Genomic DNA, 15,798 nt, shown 5'->3' with positions numbered 1-15,798 from the left:
ATAATAAGTACATAAATTGTATACACTTATATGAGTAATAGCTAATATGTTGTAATTCATAAATTATTATAATGCTATACATACTAGACTATACAATATAAATTTGGGAGATATTATATTGGAAATGCTAGTTATTATGCTTTGAGAGGGCGATTAGCATTATAGAGTGTATATACGGGGGGAAAATAATGAATGATATGCTATTAGAATATATCGATCGAATGATTGATCAAGAGACAGAACATCGTGTTTTTTCTGTGGATTTTAACAACAAACAGTACTTTGTAAAACAGGATATAAGTAACCATCGCTCTAGTTGGATTAAGCCCGCACCTAGAGCTTCTTTTGATTATGAGTTTTACAAGATTTCTTTTGTGAATACGCAATTGCCAGTAGCTCCTGTTATTGTTGGTTTTAGAGAACATTATTTTGTTACAGAAGCTTGTGGTAAAACGTTAACATATTATAGCCAATTGCCCGCTCAACATCCAGAGGATGATAGTTTGCAGGATATGTTAAGTCATATTTTTTATATGTTTGGCAAGACATTAGGTCAGTTGCATGATTATGGCTTGAGTCATGGCCGTCCTGCTATGCGCGACATTACCTATGAGCCTGAACTAGATAAGATCACATTGCTCGATTGGGAGAATAGCCGTCGTTGGCCTGAGTTAACACCGCAAGGCTGGGATTTACTCGTCTTCGTTCACAGCTTCCTTCGGGAGGATAATTTACCTATTTCTTACCTATATGCTATGATGAATGGCTATAGCTCAGCCTGTACAGCCCGTGAGACAGTGCTACATATAAAAGACATTTTGCGTAAACATGAATATCTTTTTAAATTCTGTCGTATGTTAAATCCTCTACATTTTGTGGACACTGAAGCTGCTGTTAAAGCATATGACTTTATATTGGCGTTGAAAACCGAATAATATGTATTTGAATAGTACTCGTAATAAGAGCACTTTATAGACCTTTACTGGTGATATCTAGAATATTAATCTTCTAGATATCATTAGGTAGAGGTCTTTTTCTATTTCAATTTATAGTATTACAGTCAGAGTTCAGCTACTTTCACCATAAGTACCTTAAATAACGGCAAGGGGGTTGTCGAACAAGGCCCTCAGGAATATAAGAGGGTGAAAGGAGGTGATACGATGGCTAACATTAAACGCACTAAATTGGTGTTGCGTTTTAACATCGGTACCGAAGATGCGCCGAAGTACAAAGACGTAACTTATACTCGTGTTGCAGAAGAAGCGTCTGACGATAATGTGAAAACCGTTGGTAATGCGCTGGCAGCCTTGTATGACCACAGCTTGTCCGACGTGGTCCGCGTCAATGAAGTATCCTTAGGGCATTAAGGGTAGAGTTTCTACTCATTCTTGTTTTAGGTGCTCCAAACACATTTTATTGCTAGATTCGTACATTCTCAGATAGTCGTAAAGAGGTGTAGAAATAGCAAGTCCACACATTCCCATCCTTATTGATATGAATCGAAGATACGTATACTTGTAATCTAACATGTTTACAGCCTATCTAGATTCGATGAACTTGTTTATGAAACGTGAAAGGAGGCGCCCACATGGCGGAAAAACGCGTTGTATATCTTACATTTTCTACGGTCGGTGGTAAAAGCACATCAGTCACAATTAGTGCTCCTCGTGCTGGAATTACTTTACAAGATGCTAAAACAGCGGCTAATGCGTTAGTGGCTAATAAAGTAATTCTTGGTTCTGGTGATGCAGAATTAGCAGCATTTACTACAGCTCGTGAAGTAAAGACACAAACTACTGAATTGCAATAGTACTGCTTCTATGCTGTAGTCTAGAAAGGTACAAATATAATCTAAAGGTAGTATAAAAGCGATCATGGAGAAATCCTGGTCGCTTTTTTTGCGCATTAATTGAGATATAAATTCAAAATTATTTCAGATTCATAGATTATAATGTTCTCTAAAGTGCTTGTTATACATATAAGATTGGAAAATGTAGTATGATGTGATAGACTTATTAAGTGATTTTATTTATCAATTTATAATAGGATAGTCTATTTATAATCAGTTTGTTAGTGTAGGAAATTAGTATATAGAATTAAGCTACTTATAAAGGAGGTTTACGATGAAAGAGGCGTGGGAATTATTCTTACATGGTGGATTTGTTATGTGGCCGCTACTAGTGGCACTTATCATAACCGTAGCTATAGCGATAGAACGTATAGCTTATTATCGACAATTGAAGCGGGAAATGTTTGCTTTGAATGATGCATTAGAAGAGAGCGAAATAAATTGGCAATCCTTATTAACTAGCTTAGAATCTAAATATACAGCTAATATTTCGTATAATCTGACTCGCGTGCTTGGACAGTGTCATGATCGCAATGTATTGCAATCCAAAATGGAGGATATGGTGGCCCATGTTTATACGCACGCTTCCCGTGGTCTTGATTGGCTCTCTACCATTGTTACGATAGCACCATTATTAGGATTGCTTGGTACTGTAACGGGGATGATCGGTGCCTTTCAGGTGTTCGGTGCTGACGGTGCGGTACCTACTGCTATTACCGGTGGTGTGGGGGAAGCCCTTGTCGCAACTGCTTCTGGTCTTTGCGTGGCTATTGTGGCATTGTGTTTTCATGCCGGATTTACTCATCATGTACGTATGACAATATCTCGTTTAGAAGATTCATTTTCTCGTGTCTTAGATTCTTATGATCGGGGGCATGCTGCATGAAACGAATGAGCCGTATGGAGGGAGAAAAGCCTACTTTGATGGTTATCCCTATGATTGATATCATCTTTTTCTTGCTCGTATTTTTTATGATTAGCACCATATATACGATTCCGCAACAATCCTTGTCTATTATGCTACCAAAAACAAAAACACAACAGTCCGCAGAGTTGCGCCCGGTTTTAATTGATTTTGAAAAATCTGGGCAGCTGATGATTGATGATGGATATGTGACGAAAGAACAGCTTATTAGCTCTGTGAAAGCCAAAATTGGAGAGAATAAAAATCAAAACTTCCTTATTCGTGCTGACAAGGATTTGAGTTATGGCAAGGTTGTGGAATTAATGGATGAGATGAAATTAGCCGGCGCTGCAAGTATTAGTATTGCCACTGTTAATAAATAGGTGATGCTATGGCGAAAAAATATGTAGATGTGTGGAAATATCCACATATGACCTATAAAAAAGCCTTTGTTATTGCTACAGTTATAAGTATTATTACGGTTGGTGTTGCCTTTGTTTCTTTTTCTGATTATATCGAATCTCAAATGACTGGATCGTTACAAATTAATTTTCTAACGGAACAGGAAGCAGAGAAACAAGTAGAGGAAATTAAAGAGCAAATTAAAGAAGAAAAAGCTCATGAGATCCAACACTCAAAAGAATTGGAAAATAATAATGTTCAACTTGATAACGGAGGAGCCGGTCATGGAGGACAAAATGGCAACTCTGCTGTTCCTACAAAAAGTGATGTAAGTCCGTCTAGTCAACAAGCGAGTGCTGGTGAAATAGGAACGGTTAAACAATCTTCTGTTGGTAGCAATACGGGGAGTGGACTTGTCGGAGCTGAAGGTTCTGGGATCGGGTATGCATCAACAGGTAGCGGAGAAGGGCTTAGCGATCGTGAAGGTACCGGAGGTACTGAAGTTGATGTCGGTGGTGGCGGCACATTCAGTTATGATGGGTATTGGAGTAATTTACAAAGTGCAATTAATAGTAATTACCCTACAGATGCATACACTATGGGAATTCAAGGTGATGTAACACTAAGAATTTATTTTGCCCCAGGTGGCAGTGTTGCCAGTGTGGAAGTTCTTAACTCTGATGACCCTATGTTATCAGAACATGCTAGGGAATATGCTTATAGTGTGGGTGGCGCTGAAAATTCTACAGGTACACAGCAATATGCAGATATCACAATTCACTATAATTTATAAGTATAATGAAAAACTAGTATCTTTATAGATACTAGTTTTTTTATATGTATATATATTACTTTGATAACATAAAATAATATTGATAGTTATTCTTAATGAATATATAATTGAGATTAGATATCGTTTTATGCTATTAGAGCCCTAATATATTTTCTGGAGGTGTGTGATGAAAAAATCATGGGCAGCACTATTGTGTGTTGTGTATCTAACATCTGCTGCAGGTGTGGTAGGTGCAGAAAATAATAGTTCTACAAGTGTAGTTAGTATGAATGAATCTCAAAATAATGCGAGTGATGAGCAGTCGAGACGCATGAAAGATATTACGGTTACTGCTACTCGTACGGAGGCTTTAGTTCGGGATGTGCCAATTGCGACAACGATTATTTCACAAGAAGAAATTAAAGATCGTCAATATCGTAATTTAGAGCAAGCCTTACAAAGTGTGCCAGGCGTTGCTTTCAGCACTGATGCTCACGGTGGACAAAATATTACAATGCGTGGTGCCGAATCTCGTCATACATTAATTCTTATTGATGGACGACGTGTTACTGGAGAGTTGACGAAAACGAGAGCTAATGCCATGGGTTGGCTTCGTCAAGGCATGGATAATGTGGAGCGCATCGAAATAACGCGTGGTCCGTCGAGTGCCCTTTATGGTTCCGAAGCGAACGGTGGGGTTATTAATATTATTACAAAACAATCCAGAAAGCCAAGTGTAGAGGTTAATACTGAAATTTCCCGGCGTGATGCATCGAGTGCAACAGGATATAACTTCAATGTATTGGCTCGTAGTGGACAACAAGGAAAGTGGAACGGATCGATTGGTGCCGGTATTCGCAGGAATATAGCGGGAAATAATGACTCTGGATCGGATAATAACTATCATGGTGACCGAATACCGCTTCATTTTGACGTATCTTATCAAGCGGGAAAAAGGGATAAATTTTCCTTCTTTATAGATCGAGAAACTGAAGATTTGGACATGAATACGAAAAAGGGTAGCGCATTGACTCAATCGGTTGATAAAAATACGACTACTACAAGCACAGGTCTTCGTTGGAATGGCCGTCGCGGCCGGTCATCGCTTATGGTGCAGTCTTACTACAATCATTACAAAGACACTTATGATCAATATAAGCGCACGGGTGGCATAAAAAAACTATCCATTTGGGATGAATATTATAATAAAGAATGGATTACAGAGGCACAGGTTAACACGGCAATTGATAAGAAGAATCTCTTGACGTATGGCGTTCAATTCCGCCGTCAAGAAGCGATTAGTACACGTATTAATAATGGCTCCATAGCATGGTCAAGAACTCGAGAAGGCATTACAGATACCGCGGGTAAGGCAACCATTAATTACGGTAGTTACTTTGTGCAACATCAATGGAAACCTAGTCGTAAATGGGTAATTATTCCTGCTGTTCGCTATGATACGTCAAATGCATTTGATAGCCATTGGTCGCCTAAGATTGGTGTTACCTATAAAGCAAATGATAGTCTTCGCTTTAAAATGAACTATGGTGCAGGCTACTCCACACCTGGTATGACGGAAATGTATCATCATTGGCTTATGGCATCTAATGTGCCAAGAGGGCGATTAGGGGCTTTCGATATATATTTGCAAGGTAATCCTAATTTGAAACCTGAAAGCTCTTATAACTTTGATTTCTCCGTAGAAAAAGATTGGAAACGGACAAATGTTAAGGCGTCCTATTTCCACAATGTGATTAAAAATTATATTGAAAGTGGTGCCAATCGTATTGATATGGCAAATCGCCGTATTTATGTTTCGTATTCCAATTTACCTCGTGCTGTATTGCAAGGTGTGGAATTATCTGTAAATCATAGACTCAATGATAAATGGGATGTATTCGGTAACTATACTTATTTGGATGCGAAGAATGACGTTACCCATAATCGTCTGTTAAATCGTGGTCGTCATGTATTCAGTGGTGGTGTTAATTATCATCAAGGTCGCTGGACTGGCGCGTTCTGGGGTAATTATTATATTAACTACCTTGATGGCATTGATGCTATCGTTGTTAACCCACGTCTCAGTATTCCGAAGAAGAAAAACATTCAAACTTGGAATGTTATGGTGACTCGTCAGTTGAATGATAATGCATCCATGTATGTAGGGGTTGAAAATATATTTGGCGAAAAACAAGACTTACGGGATATTCATGGTGCTACTTATCGCATGGGCCTTAACTTGCGTATGTAATAGTGAGACATTAATGTACGCATGAAATGCTGAGGCCTTAATGTATGAATGAAATACATGCATATGTATTGGTGTATGTAATATAGTGGCATTAATTTGAAACTATAATGTATGAGGTTTAGCTTGCATAAGTAATCTGCGAGGTGATCATTATCAATAAGCCGTTATTATGTTTATTGGGGATTGTTGCCGTTGTGGGGGCTTTCACTACGGTTATGAGCTTTGAAGGCAAGCGAGAGGTATTCAGCGAGGCAGGTGCTATTCAGATTGAAGATGATACGAAGCAAATTGTGTCGTTGCCAAACATAGCAAGTCGTGTAGTATCTATTTCTTCGGCGGATAGTGAATTGCTTATCACTTTAGGTGTTAGCCCCGTAGGCGTAGTAAATTCAAGGGAGTTACCGGCAGATGTGCAGGCTAAAATTGCACAGTATCCGAATATGAATAGTGCTGTATCTCCAAGTATTGAACGAATTATTATGTCCGACCCAAATCTCGTTATCGGCATTGCCATGCCGTTTCAAACGGCGTTGCGCAAAGCTTTTAATGCGAATCATATTCCTAGCTTTTACCACTTATCCTCCAATTATGATGACATCATGGACCATATTCGACATGTGGGCACCATGACTGGTCATGATAGGGAGGCGGCTGCGTTGGTCCAGAAATATAATGATATCCTAACGGAAATCATACAGCGTCATAAAGATGAGTCTGCACCGCGTGTCCTCATCGTTTTTGGGACACCTACGAGTTACCAACTAGCCTCCAGTAAAACATATGTGGGAGATATTCTCCAAAGATTAGGGGCAAAAAATGTGGCTGATGTATATTTGCCGCAGGATGTATCGGAGAATGCTTTGGATGGATATATTCCGCTTAATCTGGAGACGATGGCCGTTCTTGATTGTGACAAGGTTATCTTGATTAATCATGGTAGTAGCGGTGAGAAAGATATAGCAGCTTTTAAAAAGGCTTTTAAAACGCCGGCATGGCAGAATGTACCTGCTGTTGCTAATGGGAATATAGAGGTCTTGCCGGGTCCTTTGTTTGCGTCGGTGCCGACCGCTCGAATGGATCAAGTGTTATTATATGCGGAAAAGGTGTTATATGGACAATCTCATTAATGTGCAGGAACGTCGTGGCCTACGCGTTTTTGTGGCTGCGCTGATTCTGTTAATAGCAGGGGTGTTGCTGAGTATGAAACTGGGCGCCGTTCCATTAACTTGGGGCGAATTATACCAAATCATAACGGGTGGCGACACATCGAAAATTGGTCAAATTATCATGACTATACGCTTACCACGTGTTGTAGTGGGCTTTTTAGCTGGCATGAATCTTGCCTTAGCTGGTGTGATTTTACAAGGTATCTTGCGAAATCCTTTGGCGGATCCCGGAATTATCGGCATTACCTCTGGCGGTGCTTTGGCGGCTATGATTATCATGATTCTCATGCCTACTTACGTTATGCTTGTTCCTATTGGCGCTTTTGTTGGTGCGTTAGTGGCATCGTTTTTGGTTTATGGGATTTCTTGGCAAGGTGGGCTCAATCCGTTGCGCCTTATCTTGGCCGGTGTGGCTGTGGCTGCTTTTTTTGGCGGGTTTAATACGATTCTATCCGTATTTTATCCAGATCGTGTTCAAGGAACGGTGAGCTGGATGGCAGGTGGTTTTGTAGGGCGCAGCTGGGACGATGTAATGATGATCTGGCCTTATACGGCTATAGGAATTATTGGATCTATGATATCTATCAGATGGCTTACATTGCTTAGTTTAGGCGATGATACGGCGCGCACTTTAGGTGTGCATGTTGAAAGATGTCGATTGTCCTTACTCGTATTAGCTTCTTTATTAGCCGCATCAGCGGTGAGCGTGTCGGGAATGTTGGGCTTTGTAGGCCTTATCGTGCCTCATGTGGCGCGTCTCATTGTAGGTGTGGATTATCGTTATTTGATTCCTACGTCTATGGTTTTTGGTGGCATATTAATTGTTTATGCCGATACTTTGGCGCGCATGATGATTGCGCCTGGTGAAATCCCTGTAGGCGTACTGATGAGCTTTTTGGGTGCTCCATTCTTCTTGTATCTATTGAAAGGGGTGGGGCGAAGATGAGTGTGTTAACAGTCGATAATATAACGGTAGGCTATGGAAAACGATTGATACTGGAGAATCAATCCATCGTCTTTGATAAACCGGAAATAATATCTATCATTGGTCCGAATGGTTCGGGAAAATCAACGTTTTTGAAAGCTTTGGCCCGACTTATTAAGCTAAAACAAGGCTCCATATCGCTAGATGAAAAATCTTTACATTCGTGGAATACAAAGGAATTAGCGCGCCATATAGCTTTGTTACCGCAAATTACGACAGCCCCTGAAGGAATGTTAGTTGAGCAGTTGGTTCGATCCGGACGAAATCCGTATGTATCGATTTTTAAGGAACTATCTGATGCTGATTTAGCTGCTGTGGAGCAGGCGATGAAATGCACAGATGTATGGAAATATCGGTATCGTCACATAGGGGAACTATCCGGCGGTGAACGGCAACGCGTATGGCTTTCATTAAGTTTGGCTCAAGAACCAAATATTTTACTCCTCGATGAACCGACTACCTATCTTGACAGTCGTCATCAAATTGAATTGATGGAACTGGTTAAACGTACACAGCGGGAACGAAATATCATGGTCGTTATGGTGCTACATGATTTGAATCTAGCTTTGCGCTATAGTGACCGCATTATTGCCATCAAAGAGGGGACTATCGTCGGTGATGGAGCTCCGCATATGATGATGACTGCAGAGAATCTAGCAAATTGGTTCGGCATTAAAGCGGATATTTTACAAAGTCCTCGTAGTGAAGAAACATGTCCTATATGTGTACCATATGGTCTTGCTTAAACAGAGGAGGTTGGATGCCGTATAGCTAGTTAATTGTTAGTTGTTTTAATGAGCTGTACACAATAGCAAAAAAAGCTATTGCGAAAATCACATACTGTTTATACCTTAAAGAGGCCCCACTTGTGGTGAGGGTCTCTTTATTATGGTAAAATATATGGTATACCAAATGGTTGGGTGAAACTTTCACGAAATGATGTACAAGAATAAGTACATTATAGAACCCGGATGGGGATTTTTAGTGAGGTAAAATAGTGGAATATATTATTTCGTTTATGGAAACATATGGCTATACGGCCATGTTTATTGCAATGGTTCTAGAAAATGCTAACGTGCCTATTCCGAGTGAAATCGTACTTGGTTTTGCGGGGTATTTGATAGCTCAAGGCATATTTGATATGCATACGACAATGGTAGTAGGTATCTTAGCAGGGATTGTTGGTTCTATAGTATCCTACTGGATGGGTGAGCATGGTGGGCGCCCTTTATTATTGAAATATGGTAAATATATATTTTTTAATGAACATAAATTTGAACTGGCAGAAAAGATGTTTAATAAATATGGCGGTGTAGCTGTATTTTTTGGTCGACTTTTACCCGGTGTTCGTACCTTTATCTCCTTTCCGGCAGGAATGGCACGCTATCCCATGTGGCATTTCATCATCTGGACGGTACTCGGTACGATTCCTTGGACGATTTTGCTCGTTTACTTAGGCAAGGTACTTGGTGAAAATTGGCAAGACCTTATCGAGTACAATCATGAGTTCTTGATTGGTATGATCGTTGTATTTGTCATTATAGCTGCAGTGCTGGGCTTTAGATACTATCGTAATCGTCGATAAGGAGACCCCTTATGAAACTCTCTCGATTAACACCAGTCGTATTTATTGTGTGGCTAGTGTTTTATATGTTTGGCAATAATATGTTGCCTGTTACAGATCCCGTTGAATCTAATTATGCGTTAACGGCAAAGGAAATGGTTCTTTCTGGTGATTGGCTATCTCCACAGATTTATGGTACTTATTGGTATGATAAACCAATCATGATTTATTGGCTCATTGCTCTTGGCTTTAAAGTCTTTGGAATTGCTGATTGGGTGGTGCGCCTACCGAGTGCTATTTTCGGTGCTTTGTCGGTGGCGACCATGTATCAATCTACGCGTACCATGAGCGGTAAGTGGGCGCTTGGTCTCATTGGGGCATCCGTTCTAGGCACATCTCTCATGTTCTGGACCGTAGCTCATGGCGTTGTTACAGATATGGTGCTCCTTTATATGACATTGATGGTCATGATTTACTCCTACAAGGGACTGGTGGAACAGAAACCGTATGCCATGATTGTAGCCTATGTATTTGCTGCGTTAGGCGTACTCACTAAAGGTCCGGTAGCCATTGTGTTGCCTGGTATGATTCTGCTTGTTTTTGCAGGTATTAATCGTTCTTGGTCTATGGTGAAAGCCATCTTCAATTGGCGTGGCATTTTAGCTTTTTGTGTAGTTTGTTTGCCGTGGTATGTGTACATGTATAGCGTTCATGGTCAAGACTTTATCAATGGCTTCTTAGGACTTCACAATGTAACGCGTGCTACTCAATCGGAACATCCAGAAGATAATGTGTGGTGGTATTATCTCGCTATCTTCCTTGGTGCTTCTATGCCGTGGACGGGTGCTGTTATTTACGGTATAATCGATGGCTTTAAACAACGTCATACAGGGTTTATCTATAATATGACTTGGGGTGTTGGAATTGTGCTATTCTACACCTTGATGGCAACAAAATACCCTCTATATACCTTTGTTAGCTTAGTCCCATTTAGTGCTATCGGTGCTTTGGGCGTTATGAAGCTTATTCGCAAAGGCAAATCTAGAGCCTTAAAATGGATTATTATGGGGCCGACGTTGCTTTTGTGGATTGCTTATGTAGCAGGTTCTTTCTTCGCACCATGGGGTTTTTATTGTTTGCTCTATGTCGTGGTTGCTATGGCAATATTGGCTATGTTCTATACATGGTATACGAAACGAGGATATCGTTTAGTTACAATTATTGTCCTTGGTACGATGGTTATATCTTCTATAGTTGTTATGGAAGGTTTAGAGCCATTCGTTAAGCAACGTAGTAATATTGATGTTGTTCCAGTAGTGGATTCCTATGAAGGGGATGTCTATTACTATAACGGCTATAGTACGGCTGTTGTGTATTATACGGGCCATAAGGTTATCAAGATTAATGGTGATGAAAGCCGCTGGGATGATCGAGATAAATTAAAAAAACGTAGCGCTGAATGGCAGAAGAAATATCTTATGGAACAAGTAAGTGAAGAGGAATTTAACAAGATTATCGAATCTGGTAAGCCACTTATGTTAATCGTTCCAAAAGGGGAAATTAAGCATTTCCGTCAGTCCTCCATTTATCCACATGTATCTGAGTCTAGTGAAGCGGGTACATCAGAAGTTTACGTATTAAATAAAAAGACTCTATTCAAATAATTGTGAAAACTTAATAAACATTAAAAACAGGTAGTATCCAATAGATGCTACCTGTTTTTTGTTAATTAGCGCCTTACCACTTTTTGTTAATTAGTTGTTTGCTGTTTTTGGTTAATTAAAATCTTGCAGCTTTATGTTATCTGAACGTTTACTGGTGTTGATCCTCTACATACTATCTATTTATTTGCCTTTTATATTAAAATGCTTATTTAAATGAATAGGCTCTTGTCTATATTGACATTTTTCGTACATAAATAATAATACCTACAATATTAATATGATTTATTGACATAATTAATACATATTGTTATAGTAGGTTATATTAAGTTTAGAAGACGAGGTGTTCTAAAGCCTGATTTCATCTAAGGTTTAGAAAAATGCGGAAATTGATATGAGTCATAAACGCCCCTTGTTGTGAGGTAGAAAGAGGGGACATTATGAAGAAAATTTGGTATCTAATCATTGCTGTTGTGCTTCTCGTTATCGGAGGTGCGGCGTATGCATATTATCAGCATACGGTACCGAAGTCAGCACAGGAGCTGAAGACCGTGCGCGTTGCGTATTTACCGATTACTCATGCGCTGCCGGTATTTGCTACGAAGGAATTGGAGACAGCAGATGGTCCTGTCCATGTAGAGCTTGTTAAATACGGTTCCTGGCCGGAACTCATGGATGCGCTCAACACCGGTAAAGTAGACGCTGCAGCCGTTCTCGTTGAGCTCGGCGTAAAGGCTCGTGAACAGGGCATAGATGTGCGCGCGGCGGCATTAGGTCATACGGAAGGCAACATTATCGTTGTAAATAACGATATTAACTCTGTACAGGATTTGAAAGGTAAATCCTTTGCTATCCCTCATAAGCAATCAACTCAAAAAATCCTCGTAGACCTCATGCTTGAACGGGCAGGTCTTAGCGAGAAGGACGTACAGATAGTGGAGATGAGCCCTCCTGAAATGCCGTCCGCATTGTCGGTCGGTCAAATCGCTGGCTATAGCGTGGCGGAGCCATTTGGTTCTCTTGCTATAGAAATGGGAGCTGGGAAGGTCTTTGAAGACCCTGATCACTTATGGCATGACAATATCTGTTGCGCCCTCGTGTTCAACGGTCAATTCGTCGATGAACACCACGATTTGGCGAAGGCTTTCACAAAAGCTTATCTCGATGCAGGTACATATTTAGACGAGCATCCGGAGGCGCAAAAGGAGATTTCCTTAAAATACATGAAGTTTAAGGATCCTGTTATTGAACGTTCCCTCAAAGTGATTGGGTTTAAAGATTTAGCCCTTACAGAGGAGCGTTACAATGCGCTCGTGCATCACATGACACATATTGATTTAATCAAAAACGTGCCGAGCTATTCAGAGTTTGTAGATCAAACATTGTTACCATAGGAGGGGGACCATGAAGAAATATACATATGTGCCAGGCTCATTTATCGCAGCGTGGCTAATTTGGGAATTAATCGTTCGCCTCAGCGGATTTAACGAAGCCTTGCTGCCGACGCCATACAAAGTGTTGCTCGGTTTTGGGGAGCTCATCGGAGACGGCGTGTTGTTCAAGGATGTTGCAGACAGTTTGGTGCGCTTTTTCATAGGCTATGTCATTTCCGTCGTAGCCGGCGTGTTTTTAGGCCTTATTTTAGGCTGGTATAAAGGCATTTGGAGCTATATAAATCCCATCGTTCAGGTGATTCGTCCCATTTCACCGGTGGCATGGTTGCCGTTTATCGTACTGTTTTTCGGTATCGGACAGGCGCCGGCCATCGTTATCATCTTTATCGCGGCGTTTTTCCCAGTTCTGTTGTCCACGGTGTCCGCGATTCAGAATATTGATCCCGTATACATCAAGGTGGCTCGAAATTTTGGCATCAAGCAGCCGGAACTGTTATTTAAAATTGTATTGCCCGCCGTGTTTCCCGGCATCGCATCGGGCCTTCACATCGCGCTCGGCACGGCGTGGATCTTCCTGGTGACAGGGGAAATGGTAGGCTCTCAGACGGGTCTTGGATTCCTCATCATCGATATGCGGAATAATTTGCGTAACGATCTTCTGATGGTGGCGATTTTGACGATTGGCTTTGTGGGACTTTTGCTCGATTGGGGCGTGTCCCTCATCGAAAAATGGATTTATAGACGTTGGGGCATTGAGAAATAGGAGGTGGACACATGGGTTACATTTCGGTGCGCAATGCACACAAGAAATTTATGAAAGATGGAGAACCGCTCACCATCCTTGAAAATATTAATCTGGACATTGAACGAGGTGAATTTATTTGTCTCTTAGGTCCTTCTGGGTCAGGTAAAAGTACGCTTTTAAATGCTATGGCAGGCTTTGAGCTCGTTACCTCGGGCTCCGTTACCATCGACGGCGCGGAGGTGAAAGCACCTCAACTGCGGTATGTAACGGTCTTTCAAAATTACGGACTGTTGCCGTGGCGAACGGTGGAAAGCAATATTGAACTGGGTCTTGAAAGCAAGAACGTACCTAAGGAAGAGCGACCTGCTATCATCGACAAATACGTGAAAATGGTGGGACTCGACCATGCGCGCAATCGCTATCCGGCGGAGTTGTCCGGTGGGATGCAGCAACGTGTATCCATTGCGCGGGCGTTGGCGGTCGATCCGGATATTATCTTCATGGATGAACCGCTAGGGGCCCTCGATGCGTTGACACGCATCAATTTACAGGATGAAATCTCCCGTATCTGCCGTGAAGAGGGTAAAACGGTCGTATTCGTTACGCATGATATCGAAGAGGCGGTGGTTCTTGCAGACCGTGTTGTAGTGCTTGCCGCTAATCCGGGACGGGTGCAAACGATCATCCCTGTCAATCTCATCGATAGGACGGACAGGACCTCGGCATCCTTCGTCAATATTCGAAACCACATATTTGAACAATTCCAACTCGCCAAAGAAGACAAAATCGAGTTTTATATATAAATATGATGTTGTATGTGGATATTTTGAATATTAATTTTGCATCAAACTTTCAGAAATAGGTGCTATTATAAATATAGTAACAGCAACATTTTATGTAGTGCGTGATTATCGGATATAGTATCACATATCATGATTGGGCATCGTAATATATGGATTGTATTACTATAGGTTTTAGTGTATAAATACAGTATATAAAAGCTTGGTAATCATGATATACAGCATTATTTATTATATAGTTCGGTAGTATAAATTGGAGGAGAGCCTATGTGCTTATTTGCATCAGAGAAAGAAAAGAAGATGTCTTTTGATGAATATATGGCCTCGTTTGATACGAATCAGATTGCAAAAGTACAGCAGTTTGTAGATTGGCTCAGTCAATATAGAGGAGAGCTTGTTCACAATCCGTGGGGTGAGGTGAACCCTGACCTCGAAATGGTTCGACCTGACTTTGATGCGGCTCAGGTGCGTCGTAACAATTTGATGGCGTATTTGTTGCCGCGGTTGGGACGGTCCAAAATCTTTGTGGTGGCGGAGGCTGTCGGATATCAAGGCGGGCGTTTTTCGGGTATTGCCATTACCTGTGAGCGTATGTTGTTGGATAAGCATAAAACAATTCGGGCCCATCAGATAACGCCTGTTACATTACAAAGAACCAGCTCCCCTGCGAGCCCTATGCTGAAACGGACCCAGCAGGAACAGGGATTCAACGAACCTACGGATACGGTAGTATGGAGTGCCATCATCGAACAGGGGATTGATCCGTACGATGCGTTGCTGTGGAATATATTTCCCTTTCATCCTCATAAGGCGGGAGAACCGCTCACTAACCGGACGCCGACTGAGTCGGAGCAGCAGTTGGGTTGGGAATATACGAAAAAACTGTTGGCATTGCACACCGAATTAGGAGGACCGAAACCGCTTGTGCTCGCCGTCGGTCAAAAATCGGCGGATACGATGGGTCGATTCGGCCTTTCAGCCATCGGTCTTAGACATCCGGCTAACGGTGGGGCTAATTTATACCGTGAAGGTTTTGCTAAAGCTATAGGCCAATCAATATGGTGAGGCGTTGAGGAACATCGCCATTGACAAACGGTTGGCATCTATTATGAAGATATCGCCTACGAGTAGCGCTTTCACTACTCGAATTCTCGTTGCATTGCTGGTGAGTGCATATTGAAGGATTTTATAAAAGTATGCCAGATGATAAATAATGAAATGCTTTGGGGCGGTTCGGTTTGAGCCGCCCTTTTAAGTAGTAGTAAAATTTTATGTTACTTTTGATGAATCAAGCGTAGAACTCTT

Annotated in this window: 16 protein-coding genes and 1 pseudogene; all 17 read left to right on the top strand. The window is 41.2% G+C overall.

The annotated features are described in order from the left end of the window. The first annotated feature begins 188 nt into the window (after window positions 1-188). On the top strand, window positions 189-935 hold the full coding sequence (locus KHY58_RS03430; RefSeq protein ID WP_021148714.1) for a serine/threonine protein kinase: 747 nt from the start codon (window positions 189-191) through the stop codon (window positions 933-935). Between the two features lie 225 nt (window positions 936-1,160). After that, window positions 1,161-1,367 carry a DUF1659 domain-containing protein gene (locus KHY58_RS03425; RefSeq protein ID WP_009352393.1) on the top strand — a complete coding sequence of 69 codons (207 nt, stop codon included), beginning with the start codon at window positions 1,161-1,163 and terminating at the stop codon, window positions 1,365-1,367. A gap of 221 nt (window positions 1,368-1,588) precedes the next feature. Further along, window positions 1,589-1,810 carry a DUF2922 domain-containing protein gene (locus KHY58_RS03420; RefSeq protein WP_021148713.1) on the top strand — a complete coding sequence of 74 codons (222 nt, stop codon included), beginning with the start codon at window positions 1,589-1,591 and terminating at the stop codon, window positions 1,808-1,810. Between the two features lie 313 nt (window positions 1,811-2,123). Next, a complete protein-coding gene (locus KHY58_RS03415) occupies window positions 2,124-2,735 on the top strand; it encodes a MotA/TolQ/ExbB proton channel family protein (RefSeq protein WP_008602145.1) in 612 nt (203 codons plus the stop codon). Further along, on the top strand, window positions 2,732-3,136 hold the full coding sequence (locus KHY58_RS03410) for an ExbD/TolR family protein (protein ID WP_227037265.1): 405 nt from the start codon (window positions 2,732-2,734) through the stop codon (window positions 3,134-3,136). Before KHY58_RS03415 ends, KHY58_RS03410 begins: the two co-directional genes overlap by 4 nt. A gap of 8 nt (window positions 3,137-3,144) precedes the next feature. After that, window positions 3,145-3,948, top strand: coding sequence for a cell envelope integrity protein TolA (locus tag KHY58_RS03405; protein ID WP_008714762.1), 804 nt, complete (start codon window positions 3,145-3,147; stop codon window positions 3,946-3,948). 166 nt (window positions 3,949-4,114) lie between these two features. Next, window positions 4,115-6,178, top strand: coding sequence for a TonB-dependent receptor plug domain-containing protein (locus KHY58_RS03400; RefSeq protein WP_278472005.1), 2,064 nt, complete (start codon window positions 4,115-4,117; stop codon window positions 6,176-6,178). 143 nt (window positions 6,179-6,321) lie between these two features. After that, window positions 6,322-7,305 (top strand): ABC transporter substrate-binding protein, encoded by a 984-nt coding sequence (locus tag KHY58_RS03395; protein WP_278472003.1) that lies wholly within the window; start codon window positions 6,322-6,324, stop codon window positions 7,303-7,305. Beyond that, window positions 7,289-8,290 (top strand): FecCD family ABC transporter permease, encoded by a 1,002-nt coding sequence (locus tag KHY58_RS03390; RefSeq protein WP_008602154.1) that lies wholly within the window; start codon window positions 7,289-7,291, stop codon window positions 8,288-8,290. The genes KHY58_RS03395 and KHY58_RS03390 overlap by 17 nt, the downstream gene beginning before the upstream one ends. After that, window positions 8,287-9,075, top strand: a complete 789-nt coding sequence (locus tag KHY58_RS03385) for an ABC transporter ATP-binding protein (protein WP_278472001.1) — start codon at window positions 8,287-8,289, stop codon at window positions 9,073-9,075. Before KHY58_RS03390 ends, KHY58_RS03385 begins: the two co-directional genes overlap by 4 nt. Before the next feature lie 251 nt (window positions 9,076-9,326). Then, on the top strand, window positions 9,327-9,914 hold the full coding sequence (locus KHY58_RS03380; protein WP_004694680.1) for a DedA family protein: 588 nt from the start codon (window positions 9,327-9,329) through the stop codon (window positions 9,912-9,914). A gap of 11 nt (window positions 9,915-9,925) precedes the next feature. After that, the gene (locus KHY58_RS03375; RefSeq protein ID WP_278471997.1) at window positions 9,926-11,557 is read left to right on the top strand and encodes an ArnT family glycosyltransferase; all 1,632 of its coding nucleotides are present in this window, start codon (window positions 9,926-9,928) and stop codon (window positions 11,555-11,557) included. 437 nt (window positions 11,558-11,994) lie between these two features. Beyond that, complete coding sequence (locus tag KHY58_RS03370) at window positions 11,995-12,948, top strand: ABC transporter substrate-binding protein (RefSeq protein WP_004698283.1); 954 nt, start codon at window positions 11,995-11,997, stop codon at window positions 12,946-12,948. A 10-nt stretch (window positions 12,949-12,958) separates the two neighbouring features. Further along, window positions 12,959-13,711 carry an ABC transporter permease gene (locus tag KHY58_RS03365; protein ID WP_004698267.1) on the top strand — a complete coding sequence of 251 codons (753 nt, stop codon included), beginning with the start codon at window positions 12,959-12,961 and terminating at the stop codon, window positions 13,709-13,711. A gap of 11 nt (window positions 13,712-13,722) precedes the next feature. After that, window positions 13,723-14,496 (top strand): ABC transporter ATP-binding protein, encoded by a 774-nt coding sequence (locus KHY58_RS03360; protein ID WP_278471993.1) that lies wholly within the window; start codon window positions 13,723-13,725, stop codon window positions 14,494-14,496. A gap of 264 nt (window positions 14,497-14,760) precedes the next feature. Then, the gene (locus KHY58_RS03355; protein ID WP_278471991.1) at window positions 14,761-15,558 is read left to right on the top strand and encodes a uracil-DNA glycosylase; all 798 of its coding nucleotides are present in this window, start codon (window positions 14,761-14,763) and stop codon (window positions 15,556-15,558) included. Beyond that, a pseudogene (locus KHY58_RS10005) lies at window positions 15,542-15,667 on the top strand (DUF805 domain-containing protein); the annotation flags it as partial. The gene KHY58_RS03355 and the pseudogene KHY58_RS10005, both read left to right, overlap by 17 nt. Between the last annotated feature and the right edge of the window lie 131 nt (window positions 15,668-15,798).

This window comes from Veillonella parvula, assembly GCF_018366295.1.
GTDB lineage: Bacteria > Bacillota > Negativicutes > Veillonellales > Veillonellaceae > Veillonella > Veillonella parvula_P.
This window is presented reverse-complemented; position numbering and strand designations above follow the sequence as displayed.

Excerpts from the sequence above, each read along its gene's own strand:
- KHY58_RS03405 (WP_008714762.1), top strand. The coding sequence starts at position 3,145 with ATGGCGAAAAAATATGTAGATGTGTGGAAATATCCACATATGACCTAT.
- KHY58_RS03425 (WP_009352393.1), top strand. The coding sequence starts at position 1,161 with ATGGCTAACATTAAACGCACTAAATTGGTGTTGCGTTTTAACATCGGT.
- KHY58_RS03390 (WP_008602154.1), top strand. The coding sequence starts at position 7,289 with ATGGACAATCTCATTAATGTGCAGGAACGTCGTGGCCTACGCGTTTTT.
- KHY58_RS03375 (WP_278471997.1), top strand. The coding sequence starts at position 9,926 with ATGAAACTCTCTCGATTAACACCAGTCGTATTTATTGTGTGGCTAGTG.
- KHY58_RS03385 (WP_278472001.1), top strand. The coding sequence starts at position 8,287 with ATGAGTGTGTTAACAGTCGATAATATAACGGTAGGCTATGGAAAACGA.
- KHY58_RS03360 (WP_278471993.1), top strand. The coding sequence starts at position 13,723 with ATGGGTTACATTTCGGTGCGCAATGCACACAAGAAATTTATGAAAGAT.
- KHY58_RS03430 (WP_021148714.1), top strand. The coding sequence starts at position 189 with ATGAATGATATGCTATTAGAATATATCGATCGAATGATTGATCAAGAG.
- KHY58_RS03400 (WP_278472005.1), top strand. The coding sequence starts at position 4,115 with ATGAAAAAATCATGGGCAGCACTATTGTGTGTTGTGTATCTAACATCT.
- KHY58_RS03365 (WP_004698267.1), top strand. The coding sequence starts at position 12,959 with ATGAAGAAATATACATATGTGCCAGGCTCATTTATCGCAGCGTGGCTA.
- KHY58_RS03420 (WP_021148713.1), top strand. The coding sequence starts at position 1,589 with ATGGCGGAAAAACGCGTTGTATATCTTACATTTTCTACGGTCGGTGGT.
- KHY58_RS03415 (WP_008602145.1), top strand. The coding sequence starts at position 2,124 with ATGAAAGAGGCGTGGGAATTATTCTTACATGGTGGATTTGTTATGTGG.
- KHY58_RS03355 (WP_278471991.1), top strand. The coding sequence starts at position 14,761 with ATGTGCTTATTTGCATCAGAGAAAGAAAAGAAGATGTCTTTTGATGAA.
- KHY58_RS03370 (WP_004698283.1), top strand. The coding sequence starts at position 11,995 with ATGAAGAAAATTTGGTATCTAATCATTGCTGTTGTGCTTCTCGTTATC.
- KHY58_RS03410 (WP_227037265.1), top strand. The coding sequence starts at position 2,732 with ATGAAACGAATGAGCCGTATGGAGGGAGAAAAGCCTACTTTGATGGTT.